Genomic DNA, 19991 nt, shown 5'->3' with positions numbered 1-19991 from the left:
TTTAATATTCGACAAATTAATCAATAATCCTCTTTATAGAAGATATAAATTTTGATCATGTATAGATAAAAAAGACATAGAATATAGGGAAATAATTTTTAAAGGGGGATTATTATGCAAATTGACTTTCATTTTTATGCTATTTATACACTTTGCAGATTAGCAGGGATCAAAGATGAATATAGTAAAAAAATAGCCTATGCTTCACAGCATGTAGATGATGCAAAATACAACCACGTATTAGAATTTCAAAGTGGAGGAAGATTTGAACAGCAAAGGTCTGCGCATAAATTTCTTGATTTAGATGTGTTTAGCAAGAGTACGGGATATGATATATTTTTACCTTTTCATTTTTTGCCAGGTATAGAGGGAGAAGACTTTTATGAAAAATTGATATGTAGACAAAACAGTAAAGTAGCTAAGGAAATGCTAGAAGATACATTAAGAACACTAGATAAACCTTATGGTATACATAGATTGGGAGTATCCTTACACGTATATGCAGATACATGGTCACATCAAAAATTTCATGGGTTATTTAGAAAAGAGAATGATGTAGAAGATTTAGAACTTATTAATGGATTAGATGATGAAGAAGCTTTTCTATGGTTGCAGGAAAAATTCATTCCAGCAATAGGACATGGGCAAGCTTATATTTATCCTGATGAACCATATTTAATTTGGAGATATAAAGGGTATAATATGAAAGAGAAATTAACTGTAAATAACCAAGAAAGAGCAATGAATGCAGCTTATCATATATATAAGTATTTAATTAATGATGTAAAAATGGTAAAACCTGAAATTTATGATGGACCTCAAAAAAAATGGAGGACGATTGAAAAAGCAATAAAACAGGTGCTTTTAAATAGAGCTATCGTTGATGAAAGAGTAAAGCTTTGGCAGGAAAAATTAAAGATAGGTTTCTTTGGCTTTAAAATAAAAATTGAATATGATGATAGAGAATGGTTTAAAAGAGCAGTAAAAGTAATAGATAGGAATAAAAATATATACGATAAAAATGAGAAATTTCACCAATCTGATTGGAAGTATTTTCAAGATGCATTGATATTCCATAGGTTTTATATTATGAATGAGCTGCTACCTAAGTATGAAATTATTACGTAGTGTGTAATAATTTTTAGAGGAAATCGATAAAATTTATAGAATCTATATAGTAGATTTAGTCAGAATAGGAGGTATTTTCATGAAAAAAGTAGAAAGCTTTGAGCTAAATCATAGAAAAGTTGTTGCACCATATATAAGAAAGTGTTGTGTGCTTACTGGAGAAAAGGGAGATATGGTATCAAAATTTGATTTAAGATTTCTTCAACCAAATAAAGAAGCAATGCCAACAGCTTCACTGCATGCACTTGAGCATCTTTTAGCAGGATTTTTAAGAGAGCAGCTAGAGGATATTATTGACATATCTCCTATGGGCTGTAGAACAGGATTTTATGTTACTCTTTGGGGAGATAGATCGCATGAAGAAATAAAAGAGGCATTGGAGTATGCATTGAAGAAGGTTTTAGATGCAAAGGAAGTTCCTGCATCTAATGATTTGCAATGTGGAAATTATAGAGATTTATCATTGTTTGGAGCTAAAGAATATGCTAGATCTATTTTAGAGAAGGGAATTCGAACTAACTGTTATGCAGAATAGCAATAAAGTGAGAGCTTTGTTGTTATATGCAAAAGATACAATTTATATTTTAGGGACTTCAAAAATTATCAAAAATGGTCCAATTATTGCCTTATAGGATATCATATATTATGAATCCCTCTAAAGACCTGAAATTACAGGGTCTTTTCATTTTTTAGTAAAAATTTCATATTTGTCGAATGATTTATGTAGGAATTCTGAACTATTTGTCGAAGTAAAGAGATGAGGGGGGTTGAAATAATGGATAAGTTGGATAAAAGGACTATTGAAATATTAGAAAAGATTATTAAATTGCTAGAAAATGCTGGTGATAATATAGATTGGGACAATGAAGGAATTGGCATGAAGGAAAATAATTATTTCTTGAATTAAATATAAATACTACACAATAACCTCCAAAAGAATTTGGAGGTTAATTTATCGAATAGGAGGAAATGATGATGATATATAGAGAATATGGAAAAACAGGAAAAATGGTTTCGGCTGTTGGTTTTGGAGGTATGCGCTTTGATATATCTAAAAGTGATGAAGAAAATGCAGAATTATTAAGATATGCAAGTAGCAAAGGGATTAACTATTTTGATACTGCTCCAAATTACTGTGAAAATAGGAGTGAAAAGATATTTGGAATTGCTTTTAAAGATATGCCAAATGATTTTTATGTTTCTACAAAAGGGATGCCTACACAATATGATACAAAAGAGAAGGCGAAGGATGCAGTAAAAAGATCTTTAGAGAAACTAGGCGTAGATAAAATAAATTTTTATCATGTATGGTGTCTTAGAAAGATGAGTCATTATGAATTAGCAATGAAACCAGGAGGGCAATATGAAGGACTCTTAGAATGTAAAGAAGAAGGTTTGATTGATCATATTGTTTTTTCATCTCATCAACCAGGTCATGAAGTAAAAGAGATTTTACAAGAAGGGAAATTTGAGGGAGTATTATTAGGCGTGAATATTTTAAATTTTCCTTATCGATGGGATGGTGTATTAAGTGCTTATGAAAATGGATATGGAGTAGTTGCCATGAATCCTTTAGCAGGAGGAGCTATTGCAAAGCATGAAAAGGAATTACATTTTTTAAGCATGCATGGTGAAACGCCTACAGAAGCAGCTCTTCGTTTTAATATAGCTTCTCCTCAAATTACAGTAACTTTAAATGGTTTTACAACAAAAGAGCAGATTGATATGGCTTGTCGCATTGCAGATAAAGGAACTACTTTTACTGAAAAGGATTTGGAAAAAATCAAAAAGCATTTAGGTGAAAATATGAATGCTGTATGTACAGGATGTGGATATTGTTGGGATTGTCCAATGCAAATTCCAGTCCCTGCTTATATGCAGTTTTATAATGATAAGCAGATGTTTGGTAAAAGTGATGAAAAACTTAAAAAGGAATTAAAAAGAATACGTGAATGGGGATTTTTAGCAGTTAGAAAAGGAAGAGCAAAGGGTTGTGTAAAGTGTGGAAAATGTGAAGAAGCTTGTACACAGCATTTACCTATTATAAAAAGATTAGAAGAAATTGCAAAGTGGGAAAGAAGCATAGAAAGATAAAAGATCAAAGGCTTTTAAGTCTTTGATCTTTTTTGTGAATATTCCCGTTTTTTTGACATAATCGAAATTTGTCGAAAATACTTGGAAAAATGTCGAAACAAATGATAAAATAAAAGAGTATACGATTGTATTATTTGTAAAAAGATGGAGTTTCGTTTTGTGTCGATGAGGTAAGGGGGGAAGATATATGAAAAGATCAAATAAGCATATTCAACAAAATGTAGTAAATAAATGTAAATTAATTTATTTACCATTATTGATTGCTTTGATAGCTACTTTTACGGTGAGTATTTCAAGCTTTTATATAAGCAAGAAATTATTATTAGCACAGCAGAAAAAAGATGGACTAAATCTTTTAAAGCAAGCAGTAAGACAAATAGAAGGAAATAGGGAAGCTTTAGATGTGATAAATAAAATGTTAGAAGATAAGATTAGGATAGCTGGGGAAATGGTAATCGCTAATGAAAAAAATTTGGATAATGATTATTTGATACAATTAATGAAGAAGCTACATGTAGATGAATTGAATTGGATGAATAAAAAGGGAGAAATTTTATATTCGACAAAAGATTATATAGGTTGGATTCCCTTTAAAGGACATCCTTTGGATGCTTTTGTACATAGTAAAGATCAAGAATTGATGGAGGATATAAGGCCTGATGCTATATCTGGAGTTTATACTAAATATGGAGCTATGAAAAATAAAAATGGATATTTTGTTCAGGTAGGGATTTTAGCAGAAAATATAGAAAAGTTGACACAAAAATTCAGTTACCAAACGTTAGTGCAGGATTTATATATGGAAGATGATGTAGTGTATGCAACACTTTTAGATAAAAATTTGAAAGCTATTGCAGATGGAGATATAGAAGATATTGGTATTGTTTATAATCATGATGATAAACAAGAGGTAAGAAAAGCTCTTAAAGGAAAAATAAGTATGATTGAATGGTATTATGATAAGATTGATGAAAAGGTATTAGAAATTTCAGCACCTGTTTATAATGGGAAAAAAATTATAGGGGTATTTGTTATAGGACTTTCTATGAAAAATGTTTATACTTCTATTTATACAATTTTTACAATATCATCTATCATTGCTCTTATAATGTTTTTGTTATTTTTATGGGTGCAAAATAAAAATGTGATAAGACCTGTAAACCAGTTAGATCAAAAGATTAATGAAATAGACATAGAGAATAATATAGACTACAGGCTTCCTTTAATTCATACGGATACTTTTTTTGGATTAACTCTTTCTATGAATCATTTATTAGATAAAACTCATAGTTATTTATGTGCATTAAAGGAAAATCAAGAAAAGTTAGAGGCATCGAATGAGGAAATCACAGCAGCTTATGAGCAGTTGACTGCATCAGAGGAAGAATTACGTGCCCAATATGATGAAATACAAAATTATACAGAAAAGCTAGAGCGTTTAAAGCAGAAATATGAGATTGCCATTGAAGGAACTAATAGTGCTGTATGGGAAGTAGATATAGATAATGAAACAATTTATTTTTCTCAAGAATTTAAAAAAATTATAGGAAAAAATATCAAAGAAAAAGGAAAAATTAATGAAGTCCTAAATCAAATTTTGACTATAGAAGATCAAAAAAGGTTTATGAAAGGATTTTTATCATATAAAAATAAAGAAAAAGAAGAAATATATACTCAAGTAAGAATTAAGGATCATAATGATAAATTTAAATGGATATTAGTGAGTGGAAAAGGGATTTATGATGAAAATAAAAATCTAAAGCTTATTAGTGGGATTCTTTTAGATATAACAAAGTTAAAGGAGCAAGAAGTATGTATAAAACATCTTGCTTATAACGATTCTTTAACTAATCTACCAAATCGAAGAAGCTTTTTAGAAAAGCTTGAAAGAGTAATAGAGCAAAATCAATATGGTGCAGTGATGCTAATAGACTTAGATAATTTTAAAGAGATAAATGATACATTAGGTCATGTATATGGAGATCAAGTGCTAAAAAAAGTAGCAAAGGAATTAATGAATATAAAGGATGAAAAAATGTTTATATCAAGATTTGGTGGAGATGAATTTCTTGTTTTAATAGAAGATGAAGAGAATGTGTTTGCAATAGAAAATTATGCAAAGAAAATAATTCAAATATTTAAAAATAAATTTATCATCGAAGGAGATGAAATCTATATAAGTGCGAGCTTGGGTGTTACTAGATATCCTTTTGATAGCAATAAGGTGAATCAATTAATCATGAATGCGGATATGGCTATGTATCGAGTAAAAGATCAAGGAAAAAACAATTATATGTTTTTTAATGAAGAAATGACAGAAAAATTAAAGGAACAGATTCAGGTAGAAAGGATTTTAAGAGATGCAATAAAAGAAGATGGATTTAAATTAGTATTCCAGCCACAAATTTGTACATATACTGGGAAAATAGTAAGCTTTGAAGCTCTATTAAGGCTTAAAAAGCATTTTATCTCACCAGATTTATTCATACAGGTAGCAGAAGAAAATGGCATGATTATTCAAATAGGAAGATGGGTTACAGAACAAGCGATTCATCAAATAGCAAGATGGAAAAATAAGGGGTTGCCTTTAAAGCCTATAGCAATTAATTTTTCAGCAAAACAGTTAAATGATATGGATTATATTAAATTTTTAGAAGAGACATTAAAGGAAAGCGGTGTAGAAGCTCAAGGTTTAGAAATTGAGATTACAGAAAGTATCTTTTTAGATAAAAAAGAAGAAACTATAGTATTTTTAAATCAATTAAAGAATTTAGGCATAAAAATTGCTTTAGATGATTTTGGGACTGGTTATTCTTCTCTTAGTTATTTAACATTTTTGCCAGTAAATAAAATAAAGCTGGATAAATCTTTATGTGATAAGTTCTTAGAAATAGAAAATATTGCAGTAATGGATAATATTATATCTCTTGCTCATAGTTTGAATTTAGAAGTGGCAGCAGAAGGAGTGGAGGATATAGAGCAATATAAACGTTTAAAAGTAGCCGGATGTAATTATATACAAGGATATTTATTTAGTAAACCGGTGGAAGCCTTAGAAGCTGAAAAAATATATGAGGATAATTTTTTAGAGAAGATTAATCTTTAGATTATATAGAATGGCTGTTGAATGATTTTTCAATAGCCTTATTTTAAAAAAAAAGGTGTTGACTTTTGCTATGACACATGGTATATTAATTTTCGTCCCTCTTGAGAGGGAACGTCAAATAGAAAAAAGTTCTAGTTGACGTAAAAGAAGAAACGTGGTAATATGTTTCTTGTCTTAGCTTGAAAGAACAATTATTTAAAAAGTTCTTGACAGCAAGAATGGAAGATGTTAAGATAGCTAAGTCGCTATTGAGAAAAAACGACGAAAAAGTTCTTGACAGATTCGACAAAAAGTGCTAATATAAAAAAGTCGCTAAACGGCGATTGAGTAAAAATTTGATCTTTGAAAACTATACAGTGTAAGAAATTAAGCCAGATACTCGTTATAAACGAGAAACGTTCAATTCGAATTCTTTTATTTGAGAGTTTGATCCTGGCTCAGGATGAACGCTGGCGGCGTGCCTAACACATGCAAGTCGAGCGAGAAGCTGTCAATGATCCTTCGGGAGATTTGATTAGTGGAAAGCGGCGGACGGGTGAGTAACGCGTGGGCAACCTGCCCTATACACAGGGATAGCCTCGGGAAACCGGGATTAATACCTGATAAAGCTCTAGTACCGCATGGTACATGAGTCAAAGCTTTAGCGGTATAGGATGGGCCCGCGTCTGATTAGCTAGTTGGTGAGGTAACGGCTCACCAAGGCAACGATCAGTAGCCGACCTGAGAGGGTGATCGGCCACACTGGAACTGAGACACGGTCCAGACTCCTACGGGAGGCAGCAGTGGGGAATATTGCACAATGGGCGAAAGCCTGATGCAGCAACGCCGCGTGAGTGATGAAGGCCTTCGGGTCGTAAAACTCTGTCCTAAGGGAAGAAAACTGACGGTACCTTAGGAGGAAGCCCCGGCTAACTACGTGCCAGCAGCCGCGGTAATACGTAGGGGGCGAGCGTTATCCGGAATCACTGGGCGTAAAGGGTGCGTAGGCGGCCGATAAAGTCTGGGGTGAAAGGCTACGGCTCAACCGTAGTAAGCCTTGGAAACTTATTGGCTTGAGTGCAGGAGAGGAGAGTGGAATTCCTAGTGTAGCGGTGAAATGCGTAGATATTAGGAGGAACACCAGTGGCGAAGGCGACTCTCTGGACTGTAACTGACGCTGAGGCACGAAAGCGTGGGGAGCGAACAGGATTAGATACCCTGGTAGTCCACGCCGTAAACGATGAGTGCTAGGTGTCGGAGGTTCATCCCTTCGGTGCCGCAGCTAACGCATTAAGCACTCCGCCTGGGGAGTACGGTCGCAAGACTGAAACTCAAAGGAATTGACGGGGACCCGCACAAGCAGCGGAGCATGTGGTTTAATTCGAAGCAACGCGAAGAACCTTACCAGGACTTGACATCCTCTGCATTAACCTTAATCGGTGAAATCCCTTCGGGGACAGAGAGACAGGTGGTGCATGGTTGTCGTCAGCTCGTGTCGTGAGATGTTGGGTTAAGTCCCGCAACGAGCGCAACCCTTGTCTTTAGTTGCCAGCATTTCGGATGGGCACTCTAGAGAGACTGCCGGGGATAACTCGGAGGAAGGTGGGGATGACGTCAAATCATCATGCCCCTTATGTTCTGGGCTACACACGTGCTACAATGGCTGGTACAACGGGAAGCGAAGGAGTAATCTGGAGCAAATCCTAAAAGCCAGTCTCAGTTCGGATTGTGGGCTGCAACTCGCCCACATGAAGCTGGAGTTGCTAGTAATCGTGGATCAGAATGCCGCGGTGAATGCGTTCCCGGGTCTTGTACACACCGCCCGTCACACCACGGGAGTTGGGGGCACCCGAAGTCAGCTATCTAACCTTATGGAGGAAGCTGCCGAAGGTGAAATCAATAACTGGGGTGAAGTCGTAACAAGGTAGCCGTATCGGAAGGTGCGGCTGGATCACCTCCTTTCTAAGGAGAAAGGCTTAACTTACACTGTATAGTTTTGAAGGATCAAACCTTCAAAAGTTAATTATGGGGACGTAGCTCAGCTGGGAGAGCACCTGCCTTGCACGCAGGGGGTCAGGGGTTCGATCCCCCTCGTCTCCACCATGTGTACTTTGAAAACTGAACAATGCATATAAAATACAATTTTTACTGGTCAAGCTATAAAGAGCATAGGGCGGATGCCTTGGCACCAGGAGCCGATGAAGGACGTGGTAAGCTGCGATAAGCCTCGGGTAGCTGCAAGCAAGCGTTGATCCGGGGATTTCCGAATGGGGAAACCTACTTAAGGTAATACTTAAGTAACTATTACTGAATCCATAGGTAATGGTAGGCATACCAGGGGAACTGAAACATCTAAGTACCCTGAGGAAGAGAAAGAAAACTCGATTCCCTAAGTAGCGGCGAGCGAAAGGGGACTAGCCCAAACCTAAAGAATTTTCTTTAGGGGTTGTGGATATACTCATTAAGAAAGAGGTATTGTAGTCGAAGAAGTCTGGAAAGGCTCACCGTAGAAGGTAATAGTCCTGTAGGCGAAACAAGAAGACTTTCGAGTATACTCCAGAGTACCACGAGACACGTGAAACCTTGTGGGAAGCAGGGGGGACCACCCCCCAAGGCTAAATACTACCTGGTGACCGATAGCGCATAGTACCGTGAGGGAAAGGTGAAAAGAACCCCGGGAGGGGAGTGAAATAGAACCTGAAACCCTATGTTTACAAGCAGTGGAAGTTCTTTTTATGAACGACCGCGTACTTTTTGTAGAACGGGCCAACGAGTTACGGTATGCAGCAAGGTTAAGTAGTTATGCTACGGAGCCGCAGCGAAAGCGAGTCTGAATAGGGCGATTTTAGTTGTATGCCGTAGACCCGAAACCGGGTGACCTATCCATGAGCAGGTTGAAGCGGAAGTAAAATTTCGTGGAGGACCGAACCCATGTCTGTTGAAAAAGGCTGGGATGACTTGTGGATAGCGGAGAAATTCCAATCGAACTCGGAGATAGCTGGTTCTCCCCGAAATAGCTTTAGGGCTAGCCTTAAAAGTTGTGATACGGAGGTAGAGCACTGAATGTCCTAGGGGCCCTCACCGGTTACCGAAGACTATCAAACTCCGAATGCCGTAATCATAATTTTAGGAGTCAGACTATGTGTGATAAGATTCATAGTCGAGAGGGAAACAGCCCAGACCGTCAGCTAAGGTCCCTAAGTACAGGTTAAGTGGAAAAGGATGTGGGATTGCATAGACAACTAGGATGTTGGCTTAGAAGCAGCCATTCATTCAAAGAGTGCGTAATAGCTCACTAGTCGAGTGATCCTGCGCCGAAAATTACCGGGGCTCAAACCTGTCACCGAAGCTACGGCATCCCTTTGGGATGGGTAGGGGAGCATTGTATACGGGTTGAAGCTGTACCGTAAGGAGCAGTGGACTGTATACAAGAGAGAATGTTGGCATGAGTAGCGAGAGGCAGGTGAGAATCCTGCCCGCCGAAAACCTAAGGTTTCCTGAGGAAGGTTCGTCCACTCAGGGTTAGTCGGGACCTAAGCCGAGGACGAAAGTCGTAGGCGATGGACAACAGGTTGAAATTCCTGTACCACCGAAAATCGTTTGAGCAATGGGGTGACACAGGAGGATAGGTTAAGCGCACCGTTGGTTGTGTGCGTCCAAGCGTTTAGGAAGTCGAGATAGGCAAATCCGTTTCGATAATTCTGAGACGTGATGGGGAGCGAAAAACAAGTAGCGAACTTACTGATTCCACACTGTCAAGAAAAGCCTCTAGCGAGATTGTAGGTGCCCGTACCGCAAACCGACACAGGTAGGTGAGGAGAGAATCCTAAGGCGAGCGAGAGAACTATTGTTAAGGAACTCGGCAAAATGACCCCGTAACTTCGGGAGAAGGGGTGCCACGTTAGGGTGCAAGCCCGAGGTGGCCGCAGAGAATAGGCCCAAGCGACTGTTTAGCAAAAACACAGGTCTCTGCTAAGTCGAAAGACGATGTATAGGGGCTGACGCCTGCCCGGTGCTGGAAGGTTAAGGGGAAGTGTTAACGAAAGTGAAGCACAGAACTTAAGCCCCAGTAAACGGCGGCCGTAACTATAACGGTCCTAAGGTAGCGAAATTCCTTGTCGGGTAAGTTCCGACCCGCACGAAAGGCGTAACGATTTGGGCACTGTCTCAACAATAGACTCGGTGAAATTGTAGTACCGGTGAAGATGCCGGTTACCCGCAGCAGGACGGAAAGACCCCGTGGAGCTTTACTGTAGCCTGACACTGGATTTTGGTATTACATGTACAGGATAGGTGGGAGACTGAGAAGCATGCACGCCAGTGTGTGTGGAGTCGACGTTGGGATACCACTCTTGTAATACTGAAGTTCTAACCATAAGCTGTGAATCCAGCTTTGGGACACTGTCAGGTGGGCAGTTTGACTGGGGCGGTCGCCTCCTAAAGAGTAACGGAGGCGCCCAAAGGTTCCCTCAGCGCGGTCGGAAATCGCGCGAAGAGTGCAAAGGCAGAAGGGAGCTTGATTGCGAGACACACAGGTCGAGCAAGGACGAAAGTCGGGCTTAGTGATCCGGTGGTTCCGAGTGGAAGGGCCATCGCTCAACGGATAAAAGCTACCCCGGGGATAACAGGCTTATCTCCCCCAAGAGTCCACATCGACGGGGAGGTTTGGCACCTCGATGTCGGCTCGTCTCATCCTGGGGCTGAAGTAGGTCCCAAGGGTTGGGCTGTTCGCCCATTAAAGAGGCACGCGAGCTGGGTTCAGAACGTCGTGAGACAGTTCGGTCCCTATCCGCTGTGGGCGTAGGAAATTTGAGAGGAGCTGTCCTTAGTACGAGAGGACCGGGATGGACGTACCTCTGGTGCATCAGTTGTCACGCCAGTGGCACAGCTGAGTAGCTATGTACGGAAGGGATAAGCGCTGAAGGCATCTAAGCGCGAAGCCCCCCTTAAGATAAGATTTCCCATGGAGTTAATCCAGTAAGACCCCAGAAAGACGATCTGGTTGATAGGTCGGAGGTGTAAGGGCAGTAATGTCTTTAGCTGACCGATACTAATAGGTCGAGGGCTTGACCAAAATATGCATTGTTTAGTTTTGAGGGTATAAAAAAGTGGTTGACAAATCGTGAAAAACAAGATAAAATATATCTTGTCCTCAAAAAAATCCAGTGGCAATAGCGAAGGGGTCACACCTGTTCCCATACCGAACACAGAAGTTAAGCCCTTCAGCGCTGATGGTACTTAGGCGGAGACGCCTTGGGAGAGTAGGTCGTCGCTGGTTGAAGGTGGGGCGGCGTAGCTTAGTTGGCTAGAGCGTCCGGTTCATACCCGGAAGGTCGGTGGTTCGAGTCCACTCGCCGCTACCAAATAAAATATGGCCCATTGGTCAAGCGGTCAAGACACCGCCCTTTCACGGCGGTAACCCGGGTTCGATTCCCGGATGGGTCACCATTTTGGGCGCATAGCTCAGCTGGGAGAGCACCTGCCTTACAAGCAGGGGGTCATAGGTTCGATCCCTATTGCGCCCACCATTAAAATTTTAATTATGGCCCGGTAGTTCAGTTGGTTAGAATGCCAGCCTGTCACGCTGGAGGTCGAGGGTTCGAGCCCCTTCCGGGTCGCCAAATTAATTTGCTGGTGTGGCTCAACGGTAGAGCAGCTGACTTGTAATCAGCAGGTTGGGGGTTCGATTCCCTTCGCCAGCTCCAAAATATGCGGATGTAGTTCAATGGTAGAACTCCAGCCTTCCAAGCTGGTAGCGTGGGTTCGATTCCCATCATCCGCTCCAATAAGGGTTCATAGCTCAGTTGGATAGAGCAACGGCCTTCTAAGCCGTGTGTCCGGGGTTCGAGTCCCTGTGGACCCGCCATGAAGTACTGGGGTATCGCCAAGTCGGTAAGGCACCAGACTTTGACTCTGGCATTCGTAGGTTCGAGTCCTGCTACCCCAGCCATGAGACCCATTAGCTCAGTCGGTAGAGCACTTGACTTTTAATCAAGGTGTCCCGCGTTCGAGCCGCGGATGGGTCACCAAATCTTTATCCACATTTGGAGGGGTATAGCTCAGTTGGTAGAGCAGTGGTCTCCAAAACCACGTGCCGAGGGTTCGAGTCCTTCTGCCCCTGCCAGTGTTTAACATAAATTATCGAGGTGTAGCGCAGTTTGGTAGCGCATCTGGTTTGGGACCAGAGGGCCGCGGGTTCAAATCCTGCCACCTCGACCATTTCAAAAATTTAATTAAGGGCTTGTAGCTCAGGTGGTTAGAGCGCACGCCTGATAAGCGTGAGGTCGGAGGTTCGAGTCCTCCCAAGCCCACCATTTTGTATGAGGGCCTTTAGCTCAGTTGGTTAGAGCGTCCGGCTCATAACCGGCAGGTCCGGGGTTCGAGTCCCTGAAGGCCCACCATAATAATATAAATTAATAATTTGCCCAGATAGCTCAGTCGGTAGAGCAGGGGACTGAAAATCCCCGTGTCGGTGGTTCGATTCCGCCTCTGGGCACCATTTGAAATAGCAAGCATATTCTGCTTGCTATTTACTTTTTGTTTAAGTTTATACTTCTTTGCTTATCTTGGAGGATGAATGAGCCTAATATATTAGACATATCGAATGTCTAATATGTTATAATATAAGCATAAAGTGTTTATTGACAAATAAATAGAGCATGAGGTCATATAGCTTATCAAACTAGGATATTTATGATTCACATAAAATATTTCATGATGAGGTGATGAATATGAAGTCTGAAGCTTTTTTAGATTATTATATTTATAATGGGAAAGTATATGATTCGAAAAATATGGAAGGGTTTGAAGCAATCGGCTCTCCTGTTATTTATGAAGTAATTAGAATAATTGAAGGTGTTCCATTATTTTTAGAGGAGCATTTGGAAAGAATGAGAAAATCTGCATTGCTTTTGGGGCTTCATATTCAAAAGGAAGATAAAACTGTTACAGATGAAATAAATAAGCTCATTGTTATGAATAAATGTAAAAATATAAATGTAAAACTTCTTTGCAGTAGGGTAAATGAAACAAAGCAGGATTTTTTGGTTTATTTTATTAAAAGTTATTATCCTGAAAGGGAAGTTTATGAAAGAGGAATACATACTATTTTATATTATTCTGAAAGAGAAAATCCAAATGCAAAAGTTTTGAATATATCTTTTAGAGAAAATATCAATAAAAAAATTAAGGAAAATAATGCTTTTGAAGCTTTATTGGTGAATGAGGAAGGAATCATTACAGAAGGAAGTCGATCTAATATGTTTTTTGTAAAAGGAGGAGAGGTATTTACAGCTCCTGCAAAAGATGTATTGTTAGGAGTTACAAGAAATCGCATTATGAAGGTTTGTAAAGCTTTAAATATTCCTGTAATAGAGAAAGCTATTTCTGTAAAGGATATAATCTGTTTAGATGGAGCTTTTATGAGTGGGACTTCTGTAAATGTATTGCCAATTAGTAGTATTGGTAAGATTCAGCTGGATTCTGTTTATAATAGAGTTATTGATAAAATTGCAAAAGGTTATATACAGCAGATGAAAAGTTATATTCAAGCAAAAAAACAGATGGTATAATAATAAGTGAACTTTTTATGAAGAGTTTGTTATATTCGTTTTTCTTTGAGAATAAAATATTTATGTAGCACAAAATTTAATAGGTTGTTTGATAAAAATTGAATTCGGGGTGAATTTTATGATCAGTAAAAGAAGAGCAATAATAGGAGCTATGATACTTGTACTCATAACAGGAATACTTACCTTTACAGTGACAAATATAGTTGGATTAACTATAGGAGAAAAGGTTATTATTTCTAAACAAAATTATGAATATTTTAAGGATCTTAATAAAAAGTATAGCAAAATGTTGTATTTAAAGGATTACATAGAAAAAAATTATTATGTACCAGTAGATGAGAGTAAATTTGAAGATGGTATCATTAAAGGACTGTTTGAATCATTAGATGACCCATATTCTGTCTACATGAATAAAAGAGAATTTGTTAACTTTATGGAGCATACAAAGGGAAGCTATGATGGTATTGGTGTGATTATGACTCGTGGAGAGGATGGTTTTATTACTGTTGTAGCACCTATAGAGGATACGCCGGGAGAGAGAGCTGGAATTAAAACAGGAGATAAAATTATCAAGGTAAATGATAAGGATGTAACAGCAGCGACAGCAGAAAAATTGAATGAAGCTGTCAATATGATTAAGGGAAAACACGGTACAAAGGTAAATTTAACTATTATCAGACCTGGAAAAAAAGAACCATTTACTGTTGCGATTACAAGAGAAGAGATTAGATTGACACCAGTAAAATCAAGAATATTAGAGAATGATATAGGTTATATAAGAATTACTATGTTTGATGAAAAATCAGCAGAAGAATTTATGAAGCATCTTGATGACCTTGAAAAGAAAAATATAAAGGGACTTATTATTGACCTTAGAAATAATCCAGGAGGATTATTAGATGAATGTGTAAAAATTGCAGATCGACTTTTAGGAGAGCAGGATATTGTCTATACTCAAGATAGAGCAGGTAATCGTGATTATAAAAAATCAGATAAAAATAAAGTAGATTATCCTTTTGTACTCCTTGTAAATGGAGGAAGTGCGAGTGCATCAGAGATTTTATCAGGTGCTGTAAAGGATACAAAATCAGGAACACTTATTGGGACAACAACCTTTGGAAAAGGAATAGTACAGCAGATTATACCGCTTAAGGATGGAAGTGGCTTTAGGTTAACTACAGCTCAATACTTTACACCAAATGGAACTTATATTCATGGAAAAGGGATTAAACCAGATATTGTGATTGATCTGCCAGAGGCATTAAAGGATAAAATTGATATAACTGATGAGGAAGATGTACAGCTTCAAAAGGGTATTGAAGTATTGAAAAAGAAAATAAATAAACAGTAAAGAATAAGCAGAAAAATATTGATGTCAAGGAGACATCAATATTTTTCGTATATAGATGTGATTTATAATGTTCATGTGACAATAGCCTAGAAGGAAGGGGAAATTTTTGACTGTATTTTTAAAATTATTACGAATGGCTTTTTTAACTTTATCAAATATAATTTTAAATCCAATTTTTTGGATAGCTATTTTTTTAGTTTATATTCAGTATAGAAGAATAAACAAGATGAGAATACAGATCCTCGGGAAAAATAATCAATCAGCAAGGACTATGACAATGCGTTCAACTATAGCAGGAATTATAGGTGGAATAGCAGGGACTATAGTGATGAGATTTATTGGTATTACGATTCATATAAAGGATTTTTATTATGTACTGCCTTTAGCTATTGTACTTATGCTCATAAATATTCGGTATATATGTTTTTCCTATTCAGGGGGATTATTATGTTTATTTAGTTTAGCATTTGGATTTTTGCATTTAGATGTATCAGGGATGATGGCTATTGTAGCAGTGCTTCATTTGATTGAAAGTATACTTATATATTTTGATGGATATAAAGATGCTTTACCTATATTTTTGAAAGATAAAAAATATGGGGTAATTGGTGGTTTTTATTTGCAGCGATTTTGGCCTATTCCATTTATTGTTCCATTTCCAATGCAAATGGCTACAGTAGTTGCAGCTCTTGGGTATGGTGATATATCATTAGGGAATGTACCAAAAGATAAGTGTAAGGTATCTGCTAAAAGATTATTGCTTTATAGTACTATATTGCTTTTATTATCTATCCTTTCTACTAAAATATATATTTTTAAGTGGATTGCTGCGATATTTTCACCTGTAGGACACGAATACTTAATCATTTATGGACAAAAGGAAGAAAAAAGAAAAACACCTCTTTTTAGAAGACATAGCAGAGGGGTTACTGTACTAGATGTAAATAAAGATGGTGTAGGAGAGAGGATGGGAATAAAACGTGGAGATGTAATAGTTAGAATGAATAGTTATTGGATTAATCATCAAGAGGAGCTAGAAGCTATATTAAAGGAAAATCCACAATATATATGGATGCAGGTTATTGATAAAGGAGGAAAGATCAATACCTTTACGTATAAAGATTATCAAAGAGGGATAAATAGTTTAGATATTGTAATTGTACCTATAGATATACAGTTTGTTTTTGATATACAAAATACTAGTTGTATTTTGAAAAAGATTACAAATGGAATAAAAAATAAATTTTCAAAGAAAAAAAACATGTAAAATAAAACTACATGTTTTTTTTTCTTGCTTTGTTTTGATACATTCTAGTATCAGCTATCTTTAATAGTTCTTTTTTATTATGGGTATCCTTTGGATATGCTGCAATACCATAGCTGAATTGAACATAAAAATCATGCTCATCAAAGGTTAATGGTGTGTGATTAATGATATTTGATATTGATTCCATTTTGTTTTTTACTTGTTCATCTGTAGCATTTAAAAATATTAATATGAATTCATCACCACCAAATCTTCCTAAAATATCTGATGTTCTTATATTTTTTTTTAATATATTAGCAAAATGTTTGATTGCCATATCTCCTGCTAAATGACCATATAAATCATTCATATGCTTTAGATTGTTTAGATCCACAATACACAAACAGAATTGTTCATTATATCTTTGTGCTCTATGATAAATGTTGCTAAATAGTTCATCAAAATAATGCCTATGGTATACTTTTGTTAATCCATCATATCGAGATAAAAATAATGTTTTTTCAAAAAGCAGTACATTTTTAATAGCAACGGCAAGCTGTCCTATTAGGTATTCCATTACAACTACATCTTCTTCATTAAAGATATGCTCTTTATTAAGACTATTTACGTTGATTATTCCATATAATTCTTCATCAATAATGATAGGGGTACAAATGGTAGAGGTTATATTTGAAGTATATGCATCCTTTAATAAATTATAATGAGATTTTGTCATGGTTTTATGATTAAATAATGAAGGATTTTCTATAATAGTTGATTTTCGGTAATCGCTTCTGTTTAAAAAGGTTTCATCAATTGAAAGCTTTATTTTAGAAACCTTAGATAGATCAAAACCAACGGCTGCCTTAAACTCAAATAAGCCTTCATCATTTTTGATGAGAACACTTGCTGTATCTGCTTTATCTAGGATTTGAACTGTACTGTTTACAAAAAGCTGTAATAGTTCATTCATATTTTTTATATGGACGATGGAATTACTGATTTGAAGCATGACGTCTTTTATTTCATTATATTTTTGAATTTCTCTATTTTCATTAAACATATTGTTTAAAAGCTGATTTATGGTTTTCAATTTGTGAAAGCAGAATATGCCTATCAGAAGAGCAGTGGTTGTAGGATATAATAATCCAAAATCCATACCACTAAGCTTAAAAAAACTATATATTATGAAAGGAATAAATATAGAGAGTACACAGGATAAAAGATTTTTTTGTGTTACATTTTTGATCACAACATTCACCTACGTTTTTTTATTATTATTCATTATTTAATTATATACTATTCATATTCTCTTGCAAACCATTTCTTAACATAAGGAATATTTTAATCATATACATTATATAGATTCATTGACTTTATAAAATTATAAGGATATAATTGTAAATACGAACAAATGTTTGTGTCCAAAAATTTGTTTATTTTTAGGAGAATTAGATATAGTATAATGAAAGATGTAAATAGAAAGAAAAGGATAATAAAGCTTTATCTATATGAATGATAGAGGTGAATTAAGATGCAACGGTTTGAAATTGTTTCAGAATATAGCCCTACAGGGAATCAACCAAAAGCTATAAAAGATTTAAGTGATGGTATTCATAATGGAATGAAGCATCAGATTCTTTTAGGGGTTACAGGCTCGGGCAAGACGTTTACTATGGCTAATGTGATTGAGAAGGTACAAAAGCCTACTTTAGTAATTGCCCATAACAAAACTTTAGCAGCACAGCTTTGTAGTGAATTTAAAGAATTTTTCCCCAATAATGCTGTTGAATATTTTGTTAGTTATTATGATTATTATCAGCCAGAAGCATATGTAGCTCATACGGATACTTATATAGAAAAAGATGCACAAATAAATGATGAAATAGATAAATTAAGACACTCAGCTACAGCAGCACTTTTTGAACGTAAAGATGTAATTATTGTAGCGAGTGTATCTTGTATATATGGTTTAGGAGATCCTATTGATTACGAAAATCAAGTACTTTCTTTAAGACCGGGAATGATTAAAAGTAGAGATGAAATATTAAAGAAGCTAGTTGAGATTCAATATGTTCGAAATGATATTAATTTTATTCGAGGAACCTTTCGTGTTAGAGGTGATGTGGTGGAAATTTTTCCAGCTGGTGCATCAGAAAATGCTATTAGAGTAGAATTATTTGGAGATGAAATTGATCGAATTACAGAGGTGAATACAGTAACAGGAGAAATCGTGGGACTACGGCATCACATATCTATTTTTCCAGCTTCTCATTATGTAACAACAAAGGAAAAGCTTGAAAAAGCTATTCATGATATAGAAGAGGAATTGAAGGATAGGGTAAAATATTTTAAAGAAAATGAAAAATTGATTGAAGCTCAAAGAATTCAGCAAAGAACTATGTATGATATAGAAATGCTAAGAGAAGTAGGTTTTTGTCAGGGTATTGAAAATTATTCAAGACATATTTCTCAAAGAAAAGCAGGTAGTAGACCATTTACACTTATTGATTATTTTCCAGATGACTTTTTAATTATTGTAGATGAATCTCATGTTACAATTCCTCAGATAAGGGGTATGTATGGGGGGGATAGATCAAGAAAAGAAAATTTGGTTGAATATGGATTTCGTTTGCCATCAGCTTATGATAATAGACCTCTTAATTTTGAAGAATTTGAGGGACTTATTAATCAAATTATTTATGTAAGTGCAACGCCAGGTCCTTATGAAAAGGAGCATGCACAAAATATAGTAGAACAAATTATAAGACCTACAGGATTATTAGATCCAGAAATTCATGTAAGACCTACAAAGGGACAAATTGATGATTTGATTGGAGAAATTAATAAAGTAATAGATAAAAATCAGAGAGTATTAATCACAACACTTACAAAAAGAATGGCAGAAGATTTAACTTCTTATTTTAAGGATGTGGGCATTAAGGTAAGATATCTTCATTCGGATATAGATACAATAGAGAGGATGGAGATTATAAGAGATTTAAGATTAGGTAAATTTCATGTGTTGGTAGGGATTAACCTATTAAGAGAGGGACTGGATTTACCAGAAGTATCACTTGTATCAATTCTAGATGCAGATAAGGAGGGATTTCTTCGTTCTGAGACAAGCCTTATTCAGACTATTGGTCGTGCTGCAAGAAACCTAGATGGAAAAGTGATTATGTATGCTGATAAGATTACTGATTCTATGCGTCATGCCATAGATGAGACTAATAGAAGAAGAAGGATACAAAAGGAATATAATGAAAAACATGGTATTGTACCAAAGGGAATTGTGAAAAAGGTAAGAGATGTGATTGAGGCTACAAAGGTAGCAGAAGAGTCTGAAAAATATGGAATAAAAAAAGATCCTAATGAAATGAATTCAAAAGATTTAAAGGATTTGATTAAAAGGCTTGAAGCTGAGATGATGGAGGCTGCTGAAAATCTTCAGTTTGAAAGGGCAGCAGAAATTCGTGATAAAATTATGGAGCTAAGGAAAAAGCTTTCGTAGAG

Annotated in this window: 10 protein-coding genes, 15 tRNA genes and 3 rRNA genes; 27 read left to right on the top strand and 1 reads right to left on the bottom strand. The window is 36.4% G+C overall.

Annotated features, from left to right (window positions below; genetic code table 11):
• The first annotated feature begins 114 nt into the window (after positions 1-114).
• The 26 genes from KVH43_RS01700 to KVH43_RS01580 all read left to right on the top strand — a co-directional run bounded on the left by KVH43_RS01700 (position 115) and on the right by KVH43_RS01580 (position 16496).
• On the top strand, positions 115-1128 hold the full coding sequence (locus KVH43_RS01700; protein WP_218283192.1) for a DUF6765 family protein: 1014 nt from the start codon (positions 115-117) through the stop codon (positions 1126-1128).
• A 79-nt stretch (positions 1129-1207) separates the two neighbouring features.
• The gene (locus KVH43_RS01695) at positions 1208-1663 is read left to right on the top strand and encodes an S-ribosylhomocysteine lyase (protein WP_218283191.1); all 456 of its coding nucleotides are present in this window, start codon (positions 1208-1210) and stop codon (positions 1661-1663) included.
• 240 nt (positions 1664-1903) lie between these two features.
• Positions 1904-2035 (top strand): hypothetical protein, encoded by a 132-nt coding sequence (locus KVH43_RS13160; RefSeq protein ID WP_255547787.1) that lies wholly within the window; start codon positions 1904-1906, stop codon positions 2033-2035.
• 65 nt (positions 2036-2100) lie between these two features.
• Entirely contained in the window at positions 2101-3222 is a 1122-nt protein-coding gene (locus tag KVH43_RS01690; RefSeq protein WP_255547786.1) for an aldo/keto reductase, read from the top strand.
• A gap of 187 nt (positions 3223-3409) precedes the next feature.
• Positions 3410-6328 (top strand): EAL domain-containing protein, encoded by a 2919-nt coding sequence (locus tag KVH43_RS01685; protein ID WP_255547785.1) that lies wholly within the window; start codon positions 3410-3412, stop codon positions 6326-6328.
• A 414-nt stretch (positions 6329-6742) separates the two neighbouring features.
• Positions 6743-8269 (top strand): 16S ribosomal RNA (locus KVH43_RS01680).
• A gap of 65 nt (positions 8270-8334) precedes the next feature.
• A tRNA-Ala gene (locus KVH43_RS01675) sits at positions 8335-8410 on the top strand.
• A gap of 47 nt (positions 8411-8457) precedes the next feature.
• Positions 8458-11381 (top strand): 23S ribosomal RNA (locus KVH43_RS01670).
• 87 nt (positions 11382-11468) lie between these two features.
• Positions 11469-11585: ribosomal RNA gene (rrf, locus tag KVH43_RS01665) — 5S ribosomal RNA — on the top strand.
• The 16S, 23S and 5S rRNA genes sit together here with 15 tRNA genes alongside, the layout of an rRNA operon.
• Positions 11586-11593: 8 nt before the next feature.
• Positions 11594-11670, top strand: a tRNA-Met gene (locus KVH43_RS01660).
• Between the two features lie 10 nt (positions 11671-11680).
• Positions 11681-11755: transfer RNA gene (locus KVH43_RS01655), tRNA-Glu, on the top strand.
• A 4-nt stretch (positions 11756-11759) separates the two neighbouring features.
• A tRNA-Val gene (locus tag KVH43_RS01650) sits at positions 11760-11835 on the top strand.
• 16 nt (positions 11836-11851) lie between these two features.
• Positions 11852-11928, top strand: a tRNA-Asp gene (locus KVH43_RS01645).
• A 9-nt stretch (positions 11929-11937) separates the two neighbouring features.
• Positions 11938-12012: transfer RNA gene (locus KVH43_RS01640), tRNA-Thr, on the top strand.
• A gap of 6 nt (positions 12013-12018) precedes the next feature.
• Positions 12019-12092, top strand: a tRNA-Gly gene (locus KVH43_RS01635).
• Between the two features lie 4 nt (positions 12093-12096).
• Positions 12097-12173: transfer RNA gene (locus KVH43_RS01630), tRNA-Arg, on the top strand.
• Between the two features lie 8 nt (positions 12174-12181).
• A tRNA-Gln gene (locus tag KVH43_RS01625) sits at positions 12182-12257 on the top strand.
• Positions 12258-12260: 3 nt separating this feature from the next.
• A tRNA-Lys gene (locus KVH43_RS01620) sits at positions 12261-12336 on the top strand.
• 19 nt (positions 12337-12355) lie between these two features.
• Positions 12356-12431 (top strand) — tRNA-Trp (locus KVH43_RS01615).
• Positions 12432-12449: 18 nt separating this feature from the next.
• Positions 12450-12526 (top strand) — tRNA-Pro (locus KVH43_RS01610).
• An 18-nt stretch (positions 12527-12544) separates the two neighbouring features.
• A tRNA-Ile gene (locus tag KVH43_RS01605) sits at positions 12545-12621 on the top strand.
• Positions 12622-12631: 10 nt separating this feature from the next.
• Positions 12632-12708 (top strand) — tRNA-Ile (locus KVH43_RS01600).
• A 22-nt stretch (positions 12709-12730) separates the two neighbouring features.
• Positions 12731-12806: transfer RNA gene (locus KVH43_RS01595), tRNA-Phe, on the top strand.
• 232 nt (positions 12807-13038) lie between these two features.
• Entirely contained in the window at positions 13039-13878 is an 840-nt protein-coding gene (locus tag KVH43_RS01590; protein WP_255547784.1) for an aminotransferase class IV, read from the top strand.
• A gap of 118 nt (positions 13879-13996) precedes the next feature.
• Complete coding sequence (locus KVH43_RS01585) at positions 13997-15229, top strand: S41 family peptidase (protein ID WP_218283189.1); 1233 nt, start codon at positions 13997-13999, stop codon at positions 15227-15229.
• A 106-nt stretch (positions 15230-15335) separates the two neighbouring features.
• Positions 15336-16496: a PDZ domain-containing protein gene (locus KVH43_RS01580; protein ID WP_218283188.1), complete on the top strand. Its 1161-nt coding sequence runs from the start codon at positions 15336-15338 to the stop codon at positions 16494-16496.
• A gap of 7 nt (positions 16497-16503) precedes the next feature.
• Here KVH43_RS01580 and KVH43_RS01575 read toward each other — a convergent pair whose 3' ends face one another.
• Positions 16504-17727: a sensor domain-containing diguanylate cyclase gene (locus tag KVH43_RS01575; protein ID WP_218283187.1), complete on the bottom strand. Its 1224-nt coding sequence runs from the start codon at positions 17725-17727 to the stop codon at positions 16504-16506.
• A 282-nt stretch (positions 17728-18009) separates the two neighbouring features.
• Here KVH43_RS01575 and uvrB point away from each other — a divergent pair, with 282 nt between their 5' ends.
• Positions 18010-19989, top strand: a complete 1980-nt coding sequence (uvrB, locus tag KVH43_RS01570) for an excinuclease ABC subunit UvrB (RefSeq protein WP_218283186.1) — start codon at positions 18010-18012, stop codon at positions 19987-19989.
• Positions 19990-19991: the final 2 nt, after the last annotated feature.

Source organism: Crassaminicella indica (assembly GCF_019203185.1).
In the GTDB taxonomy this organism is placed as follows: Bacteria; Bacillota; Clostridia; order Peptostreptococcales; family Thermotaleaceae; genus Crassaminicella; species Crassaminicella indica.
The sequence above is the reverse complement of the archived record's forward strand: the minus strand, read 5'-3'. Positions and strand labels throughout refer to the sequence as shown.

What these genes read in the sequence shown, in the direction of transcription:
- KVH43_RS01700 (WP_218283192.1), top strand. Translation starts at nt 115, where the DNA reads ATGCAAATTGACTTTCATTTTTATGCTATTTATACACTTTGCAGATTA.
- KVH43_RS01695 (WP_218283191.1), top strand. Translation starts at nt 1,208, where the DNA reads ATGAAAAAAGTAGAAAGCTTTGAGCTAAATCATAGAAAAGTTGTTGCA.
- KVH43_RS13160 (WP_255547787.1), top strand. Translation starts at nt 1,904, where the DNA reads ATGGATAAGTTGGATAAAAGGACTATTGAAATATTAGAAAAGATTATT.
- KVH43_RS01690 (WP_255547786.1), top strand. Translation starts at nt 2,101, where the DNA reads ATGATGATATATAGAGAATATGGAAAAACAGGAAAAATGGTTTCGGCT.
- KVH43_RS01685 (WP_255547785.1), top strand. Translation starts at nt 3,410, where the DNA reads ATGAAAAGATCAAATAAGCATATTCAACAAAATGTAGTAAATAAATGT.
- KVH43_RS01590 (WP_255547784.1), top strand. Translation starts at nt 13,039, where the DNA reads ATGAAGTCTGAAGCTTTTTTAGATTATTATATTTATAATGGGAAAGTA.
- KVH43_RS01585 (WP_218283189.1), top strand. Translation starts at nt 13,997, where the DNA reads ATGATCAGTAAAAGAAGAGCAATAATAGGAGCTATGATACTTGTACTC.
- uvrB (WP_218283186.1), top strand. Translation starts at nt 18,010, where the DNA reads ATGCAACGGTTTGAAATTGTTTCAGAATATAGCCCTACAGGGAATCAA.